The sequence below is a fragment of the Rhodococcus sp. 06-470-2 genome, from assembly GCF_002258235.1.
Lineage (GTDB): Bacteria > Actinomycetota > Actinomycetes > Mycobacteriales > Mycobacteriaceae > Rhodococcoides.
The window spans coordinates 81,378-101,186 of record NZ_NOYB01000032.1 but is presented as its reverse complement, the minus strand read 5'-3'; the positions used below and the strand labels follow the sequence as shown (position 1 = coordinate 101,186).

Below are 19,809 nucleotides of genomic sequence, written 5' to 3'. Positions count from 1 at the left end.
CTCAGGCCTCTACTTCGGACGATTCGTTACTGACGGACTGTGCGGTTCTGGGTGCTTCTGCGGTGCCGGTGGTTCGTTCGGTGCCGAACAGTGAGTCCTGTGGAGTTCGATCACGCACGCTGACCATCACGTCGCGGTAGCGCGCGATCACCGGCAGCACCAGTACGCCGCCGGAAACGCTGTGTATCAGGCGAAGTCGGTGCAGCAGCGCGATCGCCCGCACTCGCAGTCCATCCCGATCGGTCTGCCACTGAGCTGCGAAGGTGCGGCCGAAGCGTTCGACGAGATCGTCGACGACCGTTGTCAGCCAACTGTCCTCGATCAACGGATACAGCTTCTTCTCGTCCGCATCTTCCAATGCCGTTGCATCGGAACCGAACCCGAATTCGGCGAGATCGCCGAAGATCCCGCCGTCGGGTATGGCGCCGTCCAGCTGCTCGATCAGGGCGTCGCCGTCGGGAAGGGGATGGGTTGCCAGCGCAGGTGCATCCGGATCGATCACTCGGTCCGAGATCTCGCCCGCAATCAACAGTGCGACCTGGGCGATGGTTCCGGTGCTGGGGAATCGGTAGTCCGACAGTCGTCCCGAGGTGTCGATGAGGGCGACTCCCTCGGCGCGACGCTCGGCAATGAGGCCGGTCAGCAACTCGACGTCCGCAACGGTGCGCGACGCGGCCAGGGCGGCTCGGCCGTTTCGGTCGAGATCGTCGTGATAGACGACCGGTTGCTCGACCAACGCTCGGCGGACCGCGCGCAGCGTTTCCTTCGGGTCTGCCTCACGCCCGGAGTCGGTCTGTCCCGGGTCCGAATCCTCGGGATCGATCGGGGAGTCCGAGCCGGCCAGTAGACCGCGAATCGATCGCAGGTGCTGCACGGCGCGGGGCGGCCGGAACATGGCGACGACGACGGGACGGTCGATGTCGTAGAGGGCCTCGCCTGCGGACGGGTTGTTCGCCCAGCCGGTCGCATCACCGTCGGCCAACGCGATGGCTCCGCGCGTGGCGAGCCACCCGATCGCGTCGACGAACGCGTCTCGGTCGCTTGCTCGGTCGGTCGTCAGCTCTACTCCGTCTACTTGACTTGCTTCTGCCGCAACATGATCGGCCAGCTCGGAGAGGGTGATCTGGTTGCCCGCCCGGCCGAGGGCCGCCAGTGCCAGTGCCAGGTACGCGTATCTGCGGCGGTCGAAGATTCGGTCGGTGGACGTTCGCGCGGGCTGGCTGTCGTCGAGCCGATCGATCACCGGGTACAGACGTGCCGTGGTCTCGGTGACCTCGAGGCGATATCCGAACAGTTCGAGCAGGTCCTCGCGCAGTTCGGTCGCCCATCGACGCAGCAGAGGCAGCGCAATCCTGTCGGGATACGTCGTGGTCACCAGGTGGTTCGACAGCGCGACTCGGGCGGCCCGCTGGTAGGAATCGAGTGCGAGGGTGGAGATTTCACGAGCTCTCATCGGCGTGCCACCTCGCTGACCTCGAGCGCGAGGCGGTCCAGATGCAATCGGCCTCTGCTGGTCCGCACGATCGTAGAACGGTCGCTGTCGCTGAGCGTCAGGCGCACGCCGCTGTCCGATCCGGACGAGTCGGAGGTTCGACCGCTCACGCGCACCCGCGCGGTCAACGCAGCGTTGAGCAGGCTCAACAGCACCTCGGTTTCCTGCTCGTTCAGAATTCGGTCGTGGATTCCGGTCGACGCAAGCGACTGCGCTGCGGCACTTCGTGATCGCTGCGATTCGAGTTGCTGTTCCCTGAGCCGTCTGATGCCGCCGTCGTTGCGCTGTACCCGACCCGGAACGCCGGGGGTGGGGGTGCGTCCGGTCTCGGCCAGGGTGCGCGAAATCTCGACCGGCGGTGCCTCCCACCACGATCGGGACGTGGAGATGATGTCGGCGTCGGGATGCACCATCGACAGGTGTCTGGGTCTGCCGAGACCGAACACGGCATGGAACAGGGCGTGCGCGCTGTCCTCGGTAGGCGTGGCAGCGAACCAGCCGGCCAGATGCCGCAGTTGGCTTTCCCTGCTCACACCACCCCTGCGGGTTTCGGTGACGCGGCGCAGCAGCGACAGCACGGCGGCAATAGCGCTCATCGTGCCCTCGCGGAGTCGCTCGGACTCGCTGAGTTCGGACTCGGCCGAGACGAACCAGTGCGACAGGCCCGCCCAGCGATCGGTCCAGTCGGCGCGGCGTTCGGCGACGGTGAGGAAGACTCGTTCGTCGCTGATCGCGGCTCGCTCGACCAGTTCCTCGATCCCAGTGTTCTCGACGAGTGCGATCGCCTCGGCGAGCTTCGGTGCGTAGCGGGTCAGATCGGAGCTGAATTCACGCATGTGCGTCAGCAGGGCGTCCTTGTGGACCAGAAACGACTCCGGCGTGATCTCGGTGGTGCGCACGAGGTCACCGAGGACGAGATAGAAGTGGGCAGCGCGGGTCGCCATCTCCGACAGCGTCGAATCGAGTCGGCTGAGCTTGCGGTAGATGCGATCGCCGTCGGCCTGACGGTTCGCCTCGGCCAGCTCGTGCATGTCGGCCAGCAGCTCGGGCAGCACCAGCCGCGACAGCGCGGCGTCGTCCAAGCGGGCTCCGAGCACGTCCTCGACCGCGCGGTAGGCCTTGTAGCCGGCTTGGCCGAACTGGTAGACGAAGTGACGGTTGCGGTACTCGGCGAGTGTCGCGGCGCGGGTGCCGTCGTAGCTGCGTTCGAGCAGACCCCAGGCGTGGAGCTGATCGAGCAGGGGTGCGATGTCGAGGGTGGTCAGTGCGTCGTGCCGACCCGGGCTGCGTGCGATGAGGTCGGCCACGTCTCCTGAGTGCAGCAGGACGACGTAGTTGGCTCGTGCGGTGTCGAATGCCCGGAGAACGGCCAGGTACTCGGATCGCTTCTCGGCAACGGCGAAGGAGAACAGACCGAGACGATCTTCCTCCACGAACGCGTTCGCGACTCCCCGCCGCGCGTCCTCACCTGAATCGCTCACTGGAACAGGGTAGGGGGTAGGAGTGGAGCCTGTGAAACGCCCAGGGGGCGCAGGGTCTCGGTCGTTGAACCGTGCCGGTTACAGCTCCACGGTCACTTTTCCGTCCACCACTGCGGCGGGGTAGGTGCGCACGGAGCCGATGCCGCTGGGGCAGGTGCCGTCGTCGAGCGAGAACGTGTACTGATGCAGTGGGCAGACGACTATGGATCCGTCGATCTGACCGTCTGCCAGTGGCCCACCCTTGTGCGGGCACACGGCATCCATCGCCCGCACCGAGCCGTCGCTGAGCAGGAACACGGCAACCTGCTTGCCGTCCACCACGTAGGCGCGTCCCTCGCCGGGTGTCATGTCCTCCACGGCCCCGACCGGCACACTCATCGGACCGGTACCTGTGGGAGCGGAAGCAGGGGCAGCGACGGGGTGAACTGGGCCGGTGACTTCGGTGCCGCGCGGTCCTGCCAGGGGTCGACGTACCCGTCCACCGATGCCTGCACCCGCTCGTCGAGTCCGGCGACGATGCCGTCGCGGTCGTCGATCAGCACGGCCTGCAGTTCTTCCAGGCCGAGACGGGGAACCCATGCGTACGTCCGCTCGAGCCACTGGGCGTTCTCGCGGTAGTGCTGGATGAACCTGCCTGCCACGGTGAGAACCTCCTCGGCCCCTGTCACGGTGGCCAGTAGATCACCCTTGCGGATGTGTGCGCCTGCCGCGCCACCGACGTAGATCTCCCATTTGTCCTCGCCGACCGAGACGACGCCGAAGTCCTTGCACAGTGCCTCCGAGCAGTTGCGCGGGCAGCCCGCGACCGCAAGCTTCAACTTCGCGGGGGTCTCCAGGCCCTGGAACCGCTCTTCGAGGGCGATGCCCAGGGCTGTCGAGTCGCCGAGGCCGAAGCGACAGAAGTCGCTGCCGACGCAGGTTTTCACCGTGCGCATGCTCTTGCCGTAGGCGAAGCCGGAGTGCATGTCCAGATCGCCCCACACCTTCGGTAGATCCTCCTTCTTGATGCCGAGAAGGTCGATCCGCTGTCCGCCGGTGACTTTGACCAGCGGAACGTGGTACTTGTCCGCGACGTCGGCGATTCTGCGCAACTGATCCGGGGTGGTGACGCCACCCTTCATCTGCGGCACCACCGAGAACGTGCCGTCGCGCTGGATGTTGGCGTGGACGCGGTCGTTGATGAACAGTGCGCCGCGCTCGTCGACCCAGTCCGGGCCCCACACCGTCCGCAGCAACGATGCCAACGGCATCTTGGCGGCGGCGTCCTCCGTTCCCTCGGTCGCCAGCGCCGCGAACACCGCGGATACCGCCCGAAGATCCTGCGCCCGAACGGCGTCGATCAGCTCGGGCTTCGTCATGGGGATGCAGGGCACGTACCAGTCGGCGGTGGGATCGGCCTCGACCGCACCGCCCGCAGCGCACGCGATGATGTCCTGGACCAGACCCTTGCAGGATCCGCACCCTTTGCCCGCACGGGTCTTCGCGGTCACGTCGCTCAGGTTCTTGGCGCCCGCGTGCACGCAGGCCACGATGGCACCCTTGGTGACACCGTTGCAGTTGCACACCTGCACGTCGTCGGCCAGTTCGGCGGCTCCTGTTGCCGCGGAGGGAGTTCCCATGTCGAAGAGCATGCTGATGCGCTCGTCGGGCAACGGCACTTTCTCGTCGAACGCCTGCGTCAGGAAGTTGGCCTTGGAGATGTCGCCGAGCAGGGTGGCACCGACCAGCTTGTTGTTCCGGACGATCACCGATTTGTAGGTGCCACTGCGCGGCTCGTAGAACTGGACGAACTCGTCGTCGTCGCGTTCGGGCGCGGTGATCCCCATCGAGGCGACGTCCACGCCGGCCACCTTGAGCTTGGTGGTCAGCCGCGAACCGTGATACGCCGCAGTGGGATCGGCTCCGGTGAGCACGTCGGCCAACACGACGGCCTGCTCCCACAGCGGCGCGACGAGACCGTAGACCTCGCCGCGATGCTGACAGCATTCACCCACGGCATAGATGGAACCCTCGTCCTCGCAACGCAATTGGTCGTCGACGACGATTCCTCGTTCGATCACCAGACCTCCGGCGCGAGCGAAATCGACACTGGGACGAATACCCGCGGTGACCACGACCATGTCCGCGTCGAGTGAGGTGCCGTCGTTGAACCCGACGCCCGTGACGACGCCGTCCTCGGATCGCAACACCGACGTGGTCCGCTTGGAGGTGTGCACGCCCACGCCGAGGGACTCGATCTTGTTGCGCAGCACCCGTCCGCCGCGCTCGTCGAGCTGTTGGTTCATCAGGTGACCCGGGGAGTGCACCACGTTCACCTCCAGACCCTGCGTGCGCAGGCCGTAGGCGGCTTCGAGTCCGAGGAGTCCGCCGCCGATGACGACCGCCGAGACGTCGTCACGCGACTGCGCCATCTGCAGCATGCCGTTGGTGTCGGCGATGGTGCGGAAGCCGAACACGCCGCGCGCCAGCCTGCCGTCGGACTCGCGCAGGCCGTCCATGTTCGGGAAGAACGTGTTGCTGCCGGTGGCGATGATCAGCACGTCGTAGTCGACGGACCGCCCGCTCTCGCAGACGACGGTCTTGGAGAACCGGTCGAGCGTGACCGCGCGGTCCCCGGCGTGCAACGTGACGCCGTTCTCGCTGTACCAGCTCATCGGGTTGAGGATCAGATCCTCGTCGTCGACGGTGGCCTCGCCGGACAGCACGTGCGAGAGCATGATTCGGTTGTAGTTGCCGTACGGCTCGTCGCCGATCATGGTGATCTCGAACAGCGAACTGCCGTCGCGTTTGATGATTTCTTCGACGGCCCTGGCACCGGCCATCCCGTTACCGACCACCAACAGTCGCTGCTTGCCTGCGGTCATCAGATCAGCACCAGACCGAAATCGACGACGACCTCTCCGCTGGTTCCGGCAGGGGCGGCAATCACCAGTTCGAGCACCGTGTCCGGATCCACGTCCTCGACCACGCGCAGCGGAATGTTCACTCCGCTCTTGGCGCCCATCGGGAACATGCGCATCGGGCTGCCGTCGCGTAGCAGGGTCACGACCACCAGCTCGTCGCTCGAGTTTCCGCCGCGAAAGTACAGGGGCTGAGCAGTCGCACCCTCGGGGACGACGAAGCTCAGGCTGGGATCGATCAGCTCTGGCTTGTCCAGACCGTTCCCGGTGAAGGAGAAGATGCCGTGCAGGAATCGCGGTGTGCTGGCCATACCCACGAGGTTGCGGGGTCGGGGTGACGTCACCGCTGCGGTGACGTTACGTCGGGATCAGAAAGACCTCACCGGCTCCCGGTCCCTCGTGTGCGGTCGGTCAGAGTCCGAAGTTGCCCGGACCGCGTCGCCTCAGGTATTTCTCGAACTCGGCCGCGATGGCGTCGCCGTCGATCTTGGCGATCGCATCGGACATGTCCACCTCGGCGTCGCCGCGCTCCTCGAGGCTGCGGACGTATTCGCTGATCTCCTCGTCTTCCTTCGTCATCTCGGTCACCGCCTCTTCCCATTCCTCGGCCTGGGTCGGCAGTTCGCCGAGAGGTACCTCGATGTCGAGCACGTCCTCGACCCGCTGCAGCAGCGCCACGGTCGCCTTGGGGTTGGGCGGCTGAGAGACGTAGTGGGGAACAGCAGCCCAGAAGGAGACCGCGGGCACCCCGGCCTTGACGCACTCGTCCTGCAGTACGCCGGTGATTCCGGTCGGTCCCTCGTAGCGGGTCTGTTCGAGGTTGAACTGTTCGGCCGACTCGGTGCTGTAGGCGGTACCGGTCACCGGAACGGGCCTGGTGTGTGGGGTGTCGGCCAGCAGGGCTCCCAGGATCACCACGGTCTCGACGCCGAGCTGTTCGACGAATTCGAGCAGGTCGTCGCAGAAGCTGCGCCAGCGCATGTTCGGCTCGATTCCGCGCAGCAGCACCACATCGCGTGAGCTGCCGGGAGGCGAACACACCGACAGCCGCGTCGACGGCCACTCGATCTCGCGAGTGACGCCGTCCACCTGGCGGACGGTCGGGCGGTTGACCTGGTAGTCGTAGTAGTCCTCGGAGTCCAGCTCGGCCAACGGGCTGGCGTCCCAGATCAGCTCCAGATGTTCGATCGCACCGCTGGCCGCATCGCCTGCGTCGTTCCACCCCTCGAAGGCAGCCACCAGGATCGGGGAGCGCAACTCGGGAATGTCGTCGTCGAGATCATCGAGATCGTCGGGGTCTGTGGCGTTGGCCACAGCGTCGTGGACGGCCTCGATCAATGCAGCATCGAGAGGCACATCCGATCCGGCACCTGAAATGTCCGTATTTTCGGTACCGTCGTCGATCGGGGACTGGCCATCGAGGTTTCGGGGACTCACCACGACAGCCTACGACCCGACGTAACTTCGGTGCCCACTACTCTGTAGTGATGCCCGCTGAACACAAGCCCAGTCTGCTCGATGCGATTTCACGTCGCGTTGTCATCGGCGACGGCGCGATGGGCACGATGCTCCAGGATGCCGAGCTGACTCTCGACGACTTCATCGGTCTCGAAGGCTGCAACGAAATCCTCAACGACACCCGGCCGGACGTCCTGCGGGAGATCCACCGCGAGTACTTCGCGGCAGGCGCGGACGCCGTCGAGACCAACACCTTCGGGTGCAACCTGCCGAACCTCGCCGACTACGACATCGAGGACCGCATCCGTGAACTCGCGGAGAAGGGCACCCGGCTCGCGCGCGAGACCGCAGACGAGATGGGCCCCGGCCGCGATGGAATGGGCCGCTACGTGCTGGGCTCGATGGGCCCGGGCACCAAGCTCCCCACCCTCGGACACGCTCCGTTCGCCCGACTGCGCGACGCCTACACCGAGGCCGCCCTCGGCATGATCGACGGCGGTGCCGACGCCATCCTGGTCGAGACCTGCCAGGATCTACTGCAGGTCAAAGCCGCGATCATCGGCAGTCAGCATGCGATGGACCGCCTCGGCGTCCGCATCCCGATCATCACCCACGTCACCGTCGAGACAACGGGCGCCATGCTCGTCGGCAGCGAGATCGGTGCCGCACTGACCGCACTCGAACCCCTCGGTATCGACATGATCGGGCTCAACTGTGCGACCGGTCCGGCCGAGATGAGCGAGCACCTGCGTCATCTGTCCAAGCATTCACGACTTCCGGTGTCGGTCATGCCCAACGCCGGCCTGCCGACGCTGGGCGCGAAAGGTGCCGAGTACCCCCTGACCGCCCCCGAACTGGCCGAGGCTCTGAGCGGTTTCGTCAACGAGTACGGGTTGGCTCTGGTCGGCGGTTGCTGTGGCACCACGCCCGAGCACATCCGCCAGGTTGCCGACATGGTCCACGGGGCAACGAAACTGGAACGTCGGCCTGCACCCGAGCCGGGCGTGTCCTCGCTGTACACCGCCGTTCCGTTCGAACAGGATGCGAGCATCCTGATGATCGGTGAGCGCACCAACTCCAACGGGTCCAAGGCATTTCGCGACGCGATGCTCGCCGAGGACTACGAGAAGTGCCTCGACATCGCCAAGGATCAGACGCGCGACGGTGCCCACATGCTCGATCTCAACGTCGACTACGTCGGTCGCGACGGTGCCGCAGACATGGCCGCGTTGGCCAGCCGCCTGGCGACCGCGTCGACCCTGCCGATCATGCTCGACTCCACCGAACCTGCCGTCCTGGAAGCAGGGTTGGAGCACCTCGGTGGCCGCAGCGCGGTCAACTCGGTCAACTACGAGGACGGCGACGGGCCCGACTCGCGGTTCCAGAAGATCATGCGTCTGGTCAAGGAGCACGGCGCCGCTGTCGTCGCTCTGACCATCGACGAAGAGGGACAGGCACGTACGGCCGAGTGGAAGGTGCGTGTCGCGGACCGGTTGATCACCGACATCACCGAGAACTGGGGCCTGCGCCACGAGGACATCATCGTCGACACCCTCACCTTCCCGATCTCGACGGGCCAGGAAGAGGTGCGACGCGACGGCATCGAGACCATCGAGGCGATCCGGCAGCTCAAGGAGAAGTACCCGAAGGTGCACACCACCCTCGGGCTGTCGAACATCTCGTTCGGCCTCAATCCCGCTGCACGCCAGGTGCTCAACTCGGTGTTCCTGCACGAATGCACGCAGGCCGGTCTCGATACCGCCATCGTGCACGCGTCGAAGATCTTGCCGATGAACAAGATTCCCGACGAGCAGCGCGAGACGGCACTCGATCTGGTGTACGACCGCCGCAGCGAGGGCTACGACCCGCTGCAGAAGCTCATGCAGCTCTTCGAGGGCGTCTCCGCGGCCTCCGCTCGCGAATCCCGCGCCGAGGAACTCGGGCGACTGCCGCTGTTCGAGCGTCTCGAACGGCGCATCGTCGACGGTGAACGCAACGGCCTCGACGCCGATCTCGACACCGCGATGACCGAGAAGCCGCCGCTCGAGATCATCAACGAGACGTTGCTCTCGGGGATGAAGACCGTGGGTGAGCTGTTCGGCTCCGGGCAGATGCAGCTGCCGTTCGTGCTCGCCTCCGCCGAGGTGATGAAAGCTGCTGTGGCGTACCTCGAGCCGCACATGGAGGCGACCGACGACGACGGCAAGGGCCGCATCGTGCTCGGTACCGTCAAGGGCGACGTGCACGACATCGGCAAGAACCTCGTCGACATCATCTTGAGCAACAACGGCTACGAGGTGGTCAATCTTGGTATCAAGCAACCGATTTCGACCATTCTGGAAGCCGCGATCGACAAGCGCGCCGACGTGATCGGCATGTCAGGGCTGCTGGTGAAGTCGACGGTGGTCATGAAGGACAACCTGATCGAACTCAACTCGCGCGGTGTCGCCGAGCAATTCCCGGTGCTCCTCGGCGGAGCCGCGCTGACGCGGTCCTATGTCGAGAACGATCTGCAGGACGTCTACGAAGGCGACGTGCACTATGCGCGAGACGCGTTCGAAGGTCTTCGGTTGATGGACACCATCATGACCACCAAGCGTGGCGGCGGTCCGGCTCCGGACAGCCCCGAGGCACTCGCCGCGAAGGCCAAGGCGGCCGAGCGCAAGGAACGTCACGAGCGCTCCAAGCGAATCGCGGAGAAGCGCAAGGCCGCCGAGGCACCGGTGGTCGTGCCCGAGCGATCCGATGTCGCTGCCGATATCGATATCCCGGTGCCACCCTTCTGGGGCACGCGCATCGTCAAGGGCGTGTCGCTGTCGGAGTACTCGGGGCTGCTCGACGAGCGGGCTCTGTTCCTGGGGCAGTGGGGTCTGCGCGGTGCACGTAAGGGCGAAGGCGCCACGTACGAGGATCTGGTGGAATCGGAAGGCAAACCGCGCCTGCGTTATTGGCTGGATCGCCTGAGCACCGACGGCATCCTCGCGCATGCGGCGTTGGTGTACGGATACTTCCCGGCGGTGTCCGAGGGCGACGACGTCGTCGTGCTCACCGAACCCGAACCCGACGCGCCCGAACGCTTCCGGTTCACGTTCCCGCGTCAGCACCGCGACCGGTTCCTGTGCATCGCGGACTTCGTTCGATCGCGTTCGGCTGCACGGGAATCGGGCCAGGTCGATGTTCTGCCGATGAACCTGGTGACGATGGGTCAGCCCATCGCGGACTTCGCCAACGAGCTGTTCGCTGCCGACTCGTACCGCGACTACCTCGAGGTCCACGGAATCGGAGTTCAGCTCACCGAGGCCTTGGCCGAGTACTGGCATCGCCGGGTACGCGAGGAACTGAAACTGTCCGACGGCAATTCCGTTGCCTCGGAGGATCCCACCGAGGCCGAAGGCTTCTTCAAACTCGAATATCGCGGTGCGCGTTACTCGTTCGGCTACGGAGCCTGCCCGGATCTCGAGGACCGCATCAAGCTCGCCGCGCTTCTCGAACCCGAGCGGATCGGCGTGAAGCTCTCCGAGGAACTGCAGCTGCACCCCGAACAGTCGACCGATGCATTCGTGCTTCATCACCCGGAGGCCAAGTACTTCAATGTCTAGTCCAACTCACCTGCACGGTGTCCTGTGGGACATGGACGGCACACTGCTCGACTCGGAGAAGATCTGGGACGTCGCTATCGGTGAGTACTCCCGCTCCCTGGGAACCGAACTCAGCGCGGAAGTACGCGAGAGCACCCTTGGTAACTCGATGCGGGACGCGCTGAGCAAGGTGCTGGCCAACGCCTCGGTGGAGGTCACCGACGATCATCTGGCCGAGGGGCGCGAATGGCTGACCGCCCGCGTCGGAGACCTGTTCGCCGAGGGGATTCCGTGGCGACCAGGTGCCAAGGACGCCCTTGCGCTCGTGCGCGAGATGGGCCTGTCCACTGGGCTGGTCACCAACACCGAACGCGGTTTGGTCGAGCGGGCACTGGACACCCTGGGCCGCGAGTACTTCGATATCACCGTCACCGGCGACGAGGTCGAGGCAGGCAAACCGCACCCGGCACCGTACCTGCGCGGTGCTGCGTTGCTCGGACTCGAGGCCGCGTCGTGCCTTGCGGTCGAGGATTCGCCCACCGGATCGCTCTCTGCCCACACGGCGGGGTGTCCGGTGTTGGTGGTTCCCTCCGAGATCGCAGTGCAGGCGGCACCCGGATACACGATTCGCGACGGTCTCGTCGGACTCACTGCCGAGGACGTTCGCCGGGCCTGGTCGGGCCGAACGCCCTAATCTCGACCGTATTCGTGTACCCGAGTGACGACGTGAAAGAATATCCAGTCGTGAAGACTTTCGATTCGCTGTTCGCCGAGCTCACCGATCGCTCGAAGACCCGTCCCGAGGGTTCGGGCACCGTCGCAGCGTTGGACGCTGGAGTTCATTTCCAGGGCAAGAAGGTCCTCGAAGAAGCAGGTGAAGTGTGGATCGCTGCCGAGCACGAGAGCGACGAGGCGCTCGCCGAGGAGATTTCGCAGCTTCTCTACTGGGTCCAGGTGATGATGGTGGGCAGAGGCCTCGAACTCGAGGACGTCTACAAACATCTGTGAGTTCGATCCGCTTGTCGCTCACGAACTCGTCGAACAAGGACACTCCATGCTGCGCGTAGCCGTACCCAACAAGGGCGCTCTCTCCGAGTCCGCCGCCGAAATTCTCAGTGAAGCCGGCTACCGACGCCGAAGCGACTCGAAGGACCTGACGGTTCTCGATCCGGCGAACGGCGTCGAGTTCTTCTTTCTCCGCCCCAAGGACATCGCGATCTACGTCGGATCCGGGCAATTGGATCTGGGTATCACCGGACGCGACCTGGCGCTCGATTCCGGTGCCGCGGTCGAGGAACGGCTGGCACTCGGGTTCGGCCGATCGACCTTCCGCTACGCCGCACCCGCGGGCAAGCAGTGGGCACCCGAGGACCTGGGCGGACTGCGCATCGCCACGTCCTATCCCAATCTGGTGCGTAAGGATCTGGCCGCCAGAGGACTCGAGGCTACGGTCATCCGCCTCGACGGTGCGGTCGAGATCTCCATCCAGCTCGGTGTGGCCGACGCGATCGCCGACGTGGTGGAGTCGGGACGTTCGTTGCGTCAGAACAATCTCGTGGCCTTCGGCGAATCTCTCTGCGATTCGGAGGGTGTGTTGATCGAACGAGCAGGCGCTCCGGGCACCGACTCCGCACGAAAGCAACTCATCGCCCGTGTCCAGGGCGTCGTCTTCGCGCAGCAGTACCTGATGCTCGATTACGACTGCCCCAAGGCGATCCTCGACGAGGCCGTGAAGATCACCCCGGGAATCGAATCGCCGACCCTCGCCCCGATGGTCGACGACAACTGGGTTGCCGTGCGCGCCATGGTTTCTCGCAAGGTCCACAACAACGTCATGGATCAGCTCGCCGAGCTGGGTGCCAAGGCGATCCTCGCTTCCGACATCAGGTCCTGTCGAGCATTCTGAGTCCGGGTAGCCGACGGGTCGTGTCGCGCGTTGCGTGCGCGCCGCGGGTGCCCCGATCGTTGTCGCTCGTCAGGTGCGACGCCGAACCAATACCGTCTGCGCGATGCGCCCGACCGGTCCCAGTTCGTCACTGAGCGTGCCTGCACACATGGCGATACCGTCGGGACCGGTGGAGGTCTCCGCCGAGACTCCTACCCATTCACCCTGCGGCACTCGGAACACGTGCACGGTCAGGTCGGTGTTCAAGAACGTCCATTCGTCGATCGGCAGTTTCGCGCCGATGCCGTTGGCGATGTCCGCAATCGAGAAGAGTCGTTCCAGGGGTGTCATCGATTCACCCTGCACGAGAACGGGTGTGGGCCTGGCCCAGATCTCACCCGGTCCGTCGGCTCCGAGTCCGGTGAGGATCTTGAACTCGACGGCGTCGAGATAACCCGACGACCAGGTGCCACCGAAGGTGTAGTCGACACCGTCGCTCACCGGTCGCATCACCGGATCGCCCGAGTGAGCCACGTCGTCCGTCGGCGTGGTGCGCATACGCCATGCGCTGCCCCGGGCGACAGCGCGCGCAGTTCCCGAGGCACCGGCCGCCCAGAGTTCCGCCACGACGAGCTCGATGTTGGTACCGGGACGCTCCGTCCATGCTCGGATCTCGATGTCGCCGACCGGAACCGGTCCGAGGATGTCCACGGCCACCCGACTGATCCGGGTGTCCTCGCGCGCGTCGACGCGCTCGAGTGCACGGACCAACAGGGCGGACGGCGGTGCCCCGTGCTGCATCGTCGGTGCCCACAGGCTGACGGTGTGCTCGGTGGCGGTGACCCTCTCGTGGCCTTCACTGCCGACACCGGCGGGGACGAAGAAGGCGTTCGGAATCGTCACTGCTCGGCCACCGCAGAAGCCTGGGCCGTCTGCGGCCAACCCGGATACGGCGGGGGAGTGCCGCCGAACTCGGGGCACAGGGCCTGGTGGTCGCACCACTTGCACAGTGCGCCCTTCTTGGCGCGGAAGTCACCGGTCTCGCCTGCAGCCAGAATCGCTTTCCAGATCGCAGACAGCATGCGCTCGAACCTGCGAAGCTCGTCTTCGTCCGGAGCGTAGGTCAGTTCCTGCTTGTCGGCCAGATACATCAATTTGAGTTGCGCCGGAACGACGCCGCGCATGCGCATGATCATCAGGGCGTAGAACTTCATCTGGAACAGCGCCTTGGACTCGGTGAACTCCCGCGGTGCCCGACCGGTTTTGTAGTCGACGACGCGAATCATGCCGTTGGGTGCGACGTCGATTCGATCGATGAATCCCCGAAGCGGCGTGCCGTCGTCCAGATCGATCTCCACCCGTTGTTCGCAGGACTCGGGCTCGAAGTGAGTGGGGTCCTCGAGTTCGTAGTATCCGGCGACCAGAGCCCGAGCGCGATCGAGAAAAGCCGTCCGCTCGTCGGCCGGAACCAACGACTCGATGGCAGGCGACTGGGCAACCACTCGCTCCCACGCCGGATCCACCAGGTCGCGCGCAGTCGCCGGCACTCGGTCCTGCGCAGGCAACGCGTAGAGAGCCTCCAGTGCGGCATGCACCACAGTTCCCTTGACCTGAGCTTCGGTGGAGACCTCCGGAATGCGGTCGACCGCGCGAAAGCGGTAGAGGAGAGGACACTGCTTGAAATCGCCTGCGCGGGAGGGCGACAACGCCGGCGTGCTGCGGGGGCTCGGCACCGCCAGCGGCGGTCGCGCGCTGTCGCCGAGGTCGAGTAGAGGCAAGTCGATGGGCGTCGACACGGAAATACTCACGACTGCGAGACTATGCCGTTGGTCCGACATCTTCGGTCAAGGCCGTAGTCTGGCACGTCGAGTCGTCCCAGGTGTCGGACCAACAGGTCGGGCGTCGAACAGAGCAACGAAAGCAGGTTCCGCTGTGCCGTCCGGTGATGCTGTGTCCTTCGGTGATTCCGCGTCCGCGGCGAGCGACGGTTCCGAGGTCGACGCGATCGTCGACGTTCCGGCTCCAGGTGCAGACGAGGTGGTCACCGCGACCGTCGACGAGATCGAACTCGACGACGCTACGACGATCGACGACGGGATACCCGTCGAGCCGGTACCGACCGGACCCGCCCGCAGCGGTCCGTTCCGCGTCGGAGACCGAGTCCAGCTCACCGACGGCAAGGGCCGTCACTACACGGTGGTGCTCGAGGCGGGCAAGGAATTCCACACGCACCGGGGCGGGATCACCCACGACAAACTGCTCGGGGCCGACGAGGGCAGCGTCGTCACGTCCGTCAACGGCACCCCCTACCTCGCGCTTCGGCCGCTGTTGACCGACTACGTGCTGTCGATGCCGCGTGGCGCGCAGGTCATCTACCCCAAGGATGCAGCCCAGATCGTCCACGAGGGCGACATGTTCCCCGGAGCCCGCGTACTCGAGGCCGGTGCCGGATCGGGCGCTCTGACGTGCTCGCTGCTGCGTGCGGTGGGTACGGAAGGAACGGTCATCTCCTACGAGATCCGCCAGGACCATGCCGACTACGCGATCAAGAACGTCGAGACGTTCTTCGGCGAGCGGCCGTCCAACTGGCACCTGACGGTGGCCGACGTGGATCGGTTCGGTGTCGATCGACCGGGGGAGCAGGTGGATCGGGTGGTTCTGGACATGCTGGCCCCCTGGGACGCACTGCCCGCCGTATCGAAAGCTCTCGTTCCGGGCGGAGTGCTGTTGGTCTACGTCGCGACGGTGACGCAGCTGTCCAAGGTCGTCGAAGCCCTACGCGCACAGGAATGCTGGACCGAACCCCGTTCGTGGGAGTCGATGGTGCGCGGTTGGCACGTCGTGGGACTGGCGGTTCGGCCCGAGCATCGGATGCAGGGGCACACGGCATTCCTCGTGAGTGTTCGACGCCTCGCCGAGGGCACTGTCACGCCGAAGCCGCAGCGTCGATCCGGCAAGGGCTGACGATCGGCGTCGGCGAGGATTCCGACCTCTCGGTCTAGGCGCAGGGAGCCTGTCCCATTGCGAGAATCCGGCAGGTGCTGGCATCGGAGAGCTTCCAGTCGCCATCGATCAGCACCCAGGTCTGAGGGGACGGAGCTGCCGTTCCCCGAGGGGTGGCGATCGCGACGTCGGCGGTCGACGTCTCGCCCTCGACCGTCGGTTCGGCGACCTCGAACGTGATCGCGCCGTAGTTCGCCAGGGCCGCGGTCATCGTTTCGAGGTTGGTCAGGCGTGCCTGCCCGTTCTCGACCGACGCCGCCTTCGTCGCTGCGTCGACGTTCGGGGCCACCAACTGCAGCAGAGATGCTTCGAGTTCACCGGATGTCGGCGGCGCGACGGCGGGCGCATCGGCTGCCGGAACGCTGCTCTCGGCGGCCGACGTCGAATTGTGATCGGTCTGATCGGATTCATCGGCCGAGCTGCACCCGGCTACCGACATCACCGCCGTCGCGAGCGCGACACCTACCGAGAAAGTACGCATCTTCACTGGTGAAGCCCCTGATTCCGTCGTCGGTCCGCTGTTTGGTCAGGTGAGGCTAACATGAATTCGACCGACGCTCGGTGCGGTCGAGACGCAGTGCTCACACGACCCGATCGTGGTGTCGGTCCGCACATTCGGGCCGGTGCCGGTAGCGTTGATAGATCGTCACTGGGAGGAGTCGCTCATGAGCTCAACAGACAATCCGGATGTGGCCGCGGCCAGAGCCGAACTGGACGCCGTGCGAGCCGAAGCTGCTTCGCTGCGCCGTCAACTGGGGGAGTCCCCCGAGCAGGTACGCGAACTCGAAGGTCGCGTCGATTCACTGTCTCTGCGCAACGCGAAGCTGATGGACACCCTCAAAGAGGCGAGACAGCAGCTCATCGCGCTCCGGGAGGAGGTGGATCGCCTCGGCCAACCACCGAGCGGCTACGGCGTTCTGCTGAGCGTGTTCGAGGACGGAACGGTCGACGTGTTCACCTCGGGACGCAAGATGAGGCTGACGTGTTCACCGAACATCGAGGCCGATTCACTCGCACCGGGACAGACGGTGCGACTGAACGAAGCGTTGACCATCGTCGAGGCCTGCACCTTCGACCAGGTCGGCGAGATCAGCACTCTGCGTGAGCTTCTGGGCGATGGATCGAGGGCACTCGTCGTCGGTCACGCCGACGAGGAACGAGTCGTGTGGCTGGCCAAGCCGTTGATCGACATGGTCAACGACGAGGGTCCGATCGACCCGGACGAACCGTCCCGCAAACTTCGCCCCGGCGACTCCTTGCTCGTCGACACCAAGGCCGGCTACGCCTTCGAACGTGTCCCCAAGGCCGAGGTGGAGGACCTGGTCCTCGAAGAGGTGCCGGACGTCGGATACGAGGACATCGGTGGTCTCGGGCGACAGATCGAGCAGATTCGCGACGCCGTCGAACTTCCGTTCCTGCACAAGGATCTGTTCCGCGAGTACTCCCTGCGTCCGCCCAAGGGCGTGCTGCTCTACGGCCCTCCCGGTTGCGGAAAGACGTTGATCGCCAAGGCCGTTGCCAATTCGTTGGCCAAGAAGATCGCCGAGGCCCGCGGGCAGGACGCCAAGGAAGCGAAGTCGTTCTTCCTCAACATCAAGGGCCCCGAACTGCTCAACAAGTTCGTCGGCGAGACCGAGCGGCACATCCGCATGATCTTCCAGCGTGCACGGGAGAAGGCGTCCGAGGGCACCCCGGTCATCGTGTTCTTCGACGAGATGGACTCGATCTTCCGAACCCGCGGTTCGGGCGTCTCGTCCGACGTCGAGACGACGGTCGTTCCGCAGCTGCTCGCCGAGATCGACGGCGTCGAGGGGCTGGAGAACGTCATCGTGATCGGTGCCTCCAACCGTGAGGACATGATCGACCCCGCGATCCTGCGGCCCGGTCGCCTGGACGTCAAGATCAAGATCGAGCGGCCCGACGCCGAATCGGCACAGGACATCTTCTCCAAGTACCTGACCGATTCGCTACCGGTCAACGCCGACGACGTCGCGGAGTTCGCTGGAGACCGCGCAGCCTGCATCCGAGGGATGATCGACCGCGTCGTCGAGCGCATGTACGCCGAAAGCGACGACAACCGCTTCCTCGAGGTGACGTATGCCAACGGCGACAAGGAGGTTCTGTACTTCAAGGACTTCAACTCCGGGGCCATGATCCAGAACATCGTGGACCGCGCGAAGAAATACGCCATCAAGTCGGTACTCGAAACCGGAAACAGCGGTCTGCGGATTCAGCATCTCTTCGACTCCATCGTCGACGAGTTCGCCGAGAACGAAGACCTGCCGAACACCACGAACCCGGACGACTGGGCTCGAATCTCCGGCAAGAAGGGCGAGCGGATCGTCTACATTCGCACGCTGGTCACCGGCAAGAACGCCAGCGCGAGCCGGGCGATCGACACCGAGGCCAACACCGGCCAGTACCTGTAGCTTCGTCGAACACCACTTTCGGGGCGCGTCCGCACAGGGCGCGCCCCGAAAGCGCTCTTCGGTCGACGTCTAGGCTCGACACATGCAGCGCATCATCGGTATCGAGGTCGAGTACGGCATTTCTTCGCCCACCGAACCCACCGCCAACCCGATCCTGACGTCGACCCAGGCAGTGCTCGCCTACGCGGCGGCCGCCGGAGTTCCCCGGGCCAAGCGCACGCGCTGGGACTACGAGGTCGAATCGCCTCTGCGTGACGCTCGCGGCTTCGACCTCGGACGCTTCAGTGGCCCCGCACCGGTGATCGACGCCGACGAGATCGGCGCAGCCAACATGATTCTCACCAACGGTGCTCGCCTGTACGTCGATCACGCCCACCCCGAGTACTCGGCTCCGGAGGTACGTGACCCGCTGGACGCAGTCATCTGGGACAAGGCAGGCGAGCGCGTGATGGAAGCCGCAGCCCGCCATGCGTCGAGCGTCCCGGGAGCGCCGCGCCTTCAGCTGTACAAGAACAACGTCGACGGTAAGGGCGCGTCGTACGGCACTCACGAGAACTACCTGATGTCGCGCGAGACGCCGTTCTCGGCGGTCATCGCGGGTCTGTCGCCGTTCTTCGCCTCGAGGCAGGTCATCACCGGGTCCGGACGCGTCGGAATCGGCCAGTCCGGCGACGAAGCAGGCTTCCAGCTCTCGCAGCGGGCGGATTACATCGAGGTGGAGGTGGGCCTCGAGACCACCCTCAAACGCGGCATCATCAACACGCGCGACGAACCGCACGCGGACGCGGACAAGTATCGCCGCCTGCACTGCATCATCGGCGACGCCAATCTCGCCGAGATGTCGACCTACCTCAAGGTCGGCACCACAGCGCTCGTGCTCGACATCATCGAAGCCGGCGTCGACCTGTCCGATCTGCAGCTGGCCAGGCCGGTGACCGCAGTCCATCAGATCAGCCACGATCCGACGCTGCGCAAGGCCGTCGCTCTCGCCGACGGCCGCGAACTGACCGGGCTTGCGCTGCAGCGGATCTACCACCAGCGCGTTGCCAAGTTCGTCGCTGCCGAGGGCAGTGACGATGCGCGCGCACTCGACGTGCTCGACAAGTGGGCCATGGTCCTCGACCTTCTCGAGCGGGATCCGATGGAGTGCGCCCATCTGCTGGACTGGCCCGCGAAACTGCGCCTGCTGGAGGGATTCCGCCAGCGCGAGGGGCTCGGGTGGTCGGCTCCGCGGCTGCATCTGGTCGATCTGCAGTACTCCGATGTTCGGCTGGACAAAGGCCTGTACAACCGGCTGGTCGCTCGTGGGTCGATGGATCGACTGGTCACCGAACAGCAGGTGCTCGATGCCGTCGGCACGCCGCCGGAGGACACGAGGGCGTACTTCCGCGGCGAGTGCCTGCGCAAGTTCGGGGCAGACATCGCTGCGGCGAGCTGGGACTCGGTCATCTTCGATCTCGGCGGTGACTCCCTCGTTCGTATCCCGACTCTCGAGCCGCTCCGGGGCACCAAATCGCACGTCGGTGCGCTGCTCGAGTCGGTCGACAGCGCCGCGGAGCTCGTCGATCAGCTCACCAACTGAC

16 protein-coding genes are annotated in these 19,809 nt (G+C 65.3%); 7 read left to right on the top strand and 9 right to left on the bottom strand.

All coding sequences use genetic code 11. From position 1 onward, the window contains the following. Position 1: 1 nt before the first annotated feature. From CH276_RS16085 to CH276_RS16060, 6 genes are all read right to left on the bottom strand, one after another. Positions 2-1,453: a TIGR02678 family protein gene (locus CH276_RS16085; RefSeq protein ID WP_254924098.1), complete on the bottom strand. Its 1,452-nt coding sequence runs from the start codon at positions 1,451-1,453 to the stop codon at positions 2-4. Further along, the gene (locus CH276_RS16080) at positions 1,450-2,925 is read right to left on the bottom strand and encodes a TIGR02677 family protein (protein ID WP_369597435.1); all 1,476 of its coding nucleotides are present in this window, start codon (positions 2,923-2,925) and stop codon (positions 1,450-1,452) included. Before CH276_RS16080 ends, CH276_RS16085 begins: the two co-directional genes overlap by 4 nt. Before the next feature lie 126 nt (positions 2,926-3,051). Beyond that, positions 3,052-3,351 carry a Rieske (2Fe-2S) protein gene (locus CH276_RS16075; protein ID WP_032398064.1) on the bottom strand — a complete coding sequence of 100 codons (300 nt, stop codon included), beginning with the start codon at positions 3,349-3,351 and terminating at the stop codon, positions 3,052-3,054. Next, complete coding sequence (nirB, locus tag CH276_RS16070; RefSeq protein WP_094629988.1) at positions 3,348-5,837, bottom strand: nitrite reductase large subunit NirB; 2,490 nt, start codon at positions 5,835-5,837, stop codon at positions 3,348-3,350. Before nirB ends, CH276_RS16075 begins: the two co-directional genes overlap by 4 nt. Continuing rightward, on the bottom strand, positions 5,837-6,184 hold the full coding sequence (locus CH276_RS16065; RefSeq protein WP_094629987.1) for a molybdopterin oxidoreductase: 348 nt from the start codon (positions 6,182-6,184) through the stop codon (positions 5,837-5,839). The genes nirB and CH276_RS16065 overlap by 1 nt, the downstream gene beginning before the upstream one ends. Positions 6,185-6,284: 100 nt before the next feature. Further along, entirely contained in the window at positions 6,285-7,187 is a 903-nt protein-coding gene (locus CH276_RS16060; protein WP_032398465.1) for a PAC2 family protein, read from the bottom strand. A 173-nt stretch (positions 7,188-7,360) separates the two neighbouring features. Between CH276_RS16060 and metH the strand changes: the two genes are divergently transcribed. From metH to hisG, 4 genes are read left to right on the top strand one after another with little or no spacing between them, the layout of a single operon-like run. Then, the gene (gene metH / locus CH276_RS16055) at positions 7,361-10,930 is read left to right on the top strand and encodes a methionine synthase (protein WP_032398067.1); all 3,570 of its coding nucleotides are present in this window, start codon (positions 7,361-7,363) and stop codon (positions 10,928-10,930) included. Beyond that, positions 10,923-11,603, top strand: coding sequence for an HAD family hydrolase (locus tag CH276_RS16050; protein WP_032398068.1), 681 nt, complete (start codon positions 10,923-10,925; stop codon positions 11,601-11,603). The genes metH and CH276_RS16050 overlap by 8 nt, the downstream gene beginning before the upstream one ends. 50 nt (positions 11,604-11,653) lie before the next feature. Continuing rightward, the gene (locus CH276_RS16045; RefSeq protein WP_032398466.1) at positions 11,654-11,917 is read left to right on the top strand and encodes a phosphoribosyl-ATP diphosphatase; all 264 of its coding nucleotides are present in this window, start codon (positions 11,654-11,656) and stop codon (positions 11,915-11,917) included. Positions 11,918-11,963: 46 nt separating this feature from the next. Beyond that, positions 11,964-12,815, top strand: a complete 852-nt coding sequence (hisG, locus tag CH276_RS16040; RefSeq protein ID WP_032398069.1) for an ATP phosphoribosyltransferase — start codon at positions 11,964-11,966, stop codon at positions 12,813-12,815. Positions 12,816-12,884: 69 nt separating this feature from the next. Here hisG and CH276_RS16035 read toward each other — a convergent pair whose 3' ends face one another. Beyond that, complete coding sequence (locus CH276_RS16035; RefSeq protein WP_094629986.1) at positions 12,885-13,697, bottom strand: thioesterase family protein; 813 nt, start codon at positions 13,695-13,697, stop codon at positions 12,885-12,887. Beyond that, a complete protein-coding gene (locus CH276_RS16030) occupies positions 13,694-14,533 on the bottom strand; it encodes a RecB family exonuclease (protein WP_094630092.1) in 840 nt (279 codons plus the stop codon). Before CH276_RS16030 ends, CH276_RS16035 begins: the two co-directional genes overlap by 4 nt. A gap of 346 nt (positions 14,534-14,879) precedes the next feature. Between CH276_RS16030 and CH276_RS16025 the strand changes: the two genes are divergently transcribed. Beyond that, positions 14,880-15,758, top strand: coding sequence for a tRNA (adenine-N1)-methyltransferase (locus CH276_RS16025; RefSeq protein WP_441344220.1), 879 nt, complete (start codon positions 14,880-14,882; stop codon positions 15,756-15,758). A 34-nt stretch (positions 15,759-15,792) separates the two neighbouring features. Here the strand turns inward: CH276_RS16025 and CH276_RS16020 are convergent, their stop codons facing one another. After that, the gene (locus tag CH276_RS16020) at positions 15,793-16,278 is read right to left on the bottom strand and encodes a hypothetical protein (protein WP_094630091.1); all 486 of its coding nucleotides are present in this window, start codon (positions 16,276-16,278) and stop codon (positions 15,793-15,795) included. Positions 16,279-16,462: 184 nt separating this feature from the next. Between CH276_RS16020 and arc the strand changes: the two genes are divergently transcribed. Both arc and dop read left to right on the top strand, forming a co-directional pair. After that, complete coding sequence (gene arc / locus CH276_RS16015; protein ID WP_045199741.1) at positions 16,463-18,226, top strand: proteasome ATPase; 1,764 nt, start codon at positions 16,463-16,465, stop codon at positions 18,224-18,226. 82 nt (positions 18,227-18,308) lie between these two features. Next, positions 18,309-19,808, top strand: a complete 1,500-nt coding sequence (gene dop, locus CH276_RS16010; protein WP_032398070.1) for a depupylase/deamidase Dop — start codon at positions 18,309-18,311, stop codon at positions 19,806-19,808. Position 19,809 lies beyond the last annotated feature (1 nt).

What these genes read in the sequence shown, in the direction of transcription:
- CH276_RS16085 (WP_254924098.1), bottom strand. Translation starts at nt 1,453, where the DNA reads ATGAGAGCTCGTGAAATCTCCACCCTCGCACTCGATTCCTACCAGCGG.
- CH276_RS16075 (WP_032398064.1), bottom strand. Translation starts at nt 3,351, where the DNA reads ATGAGTGTGCCGGTCGGGGCCGTGGAGGACATGACACCCGGCGAGGGA.
- nirB (WP_094629988.1), bottom strand. Translation starts at nt 5,837, where the DNA reads ATGACCGCAGGCAAGCAGCGACTGTTGGTGGTCGGTAACGGGATGGCC.
- CH276_RS16065 (WP_094629987.1), bottom strand. Translation starts at nt 6,184, where the DNA reads ATGGCCAGCACACCGCGATTCCTGCACGGCATCTTCTCCTTCACCGGG.
- metH (WP_032398067.1), top strand. Translation starts at nt 7,361, where the DNA reads ATGCCCGCTGAACACAAGCCCAGTCTGCTCGATGCGATTTCACGTCGC.
- CH276_RS16050 (WP_032398068.1), top strand. Translation starts at nt 10,923, where the DNA reads ATGTCTAGTCCAACTCACCTGCACGGTGTCCTGTGGGACATGGACGGC.
- hisG (WP_032398069.1), top strand. Translation starts at nt 11,964, where the DNA reads ATGCTGCGCGTAGCCGTACCCAACAAGGGCGCTCTCTCCGAGTCCGCC.
- CH276_RS16020 (WP_094630091.1), bottom strand. Translation starts at nt 16,278, where the DNA reads ATGCGTACTTTCTCGGTAGGTGTCGCGCTCGCGACGGCGGTGATGTCG.
- arc (WP_045199741.1), top strand. Translation starts at nt 16,463, where the DNA reads ATGAGCTCAACAGACAATCCGGATGTGGCCGCGGCCAGAGCCGAACTG.
- dop (WP_032398070.1), top strand. Translation starts at nt 18,309, where the DNA reads ATGCAGCGCATCATCGGTATCGAGGTCGAGTACGGCATTTCTTCGCCC.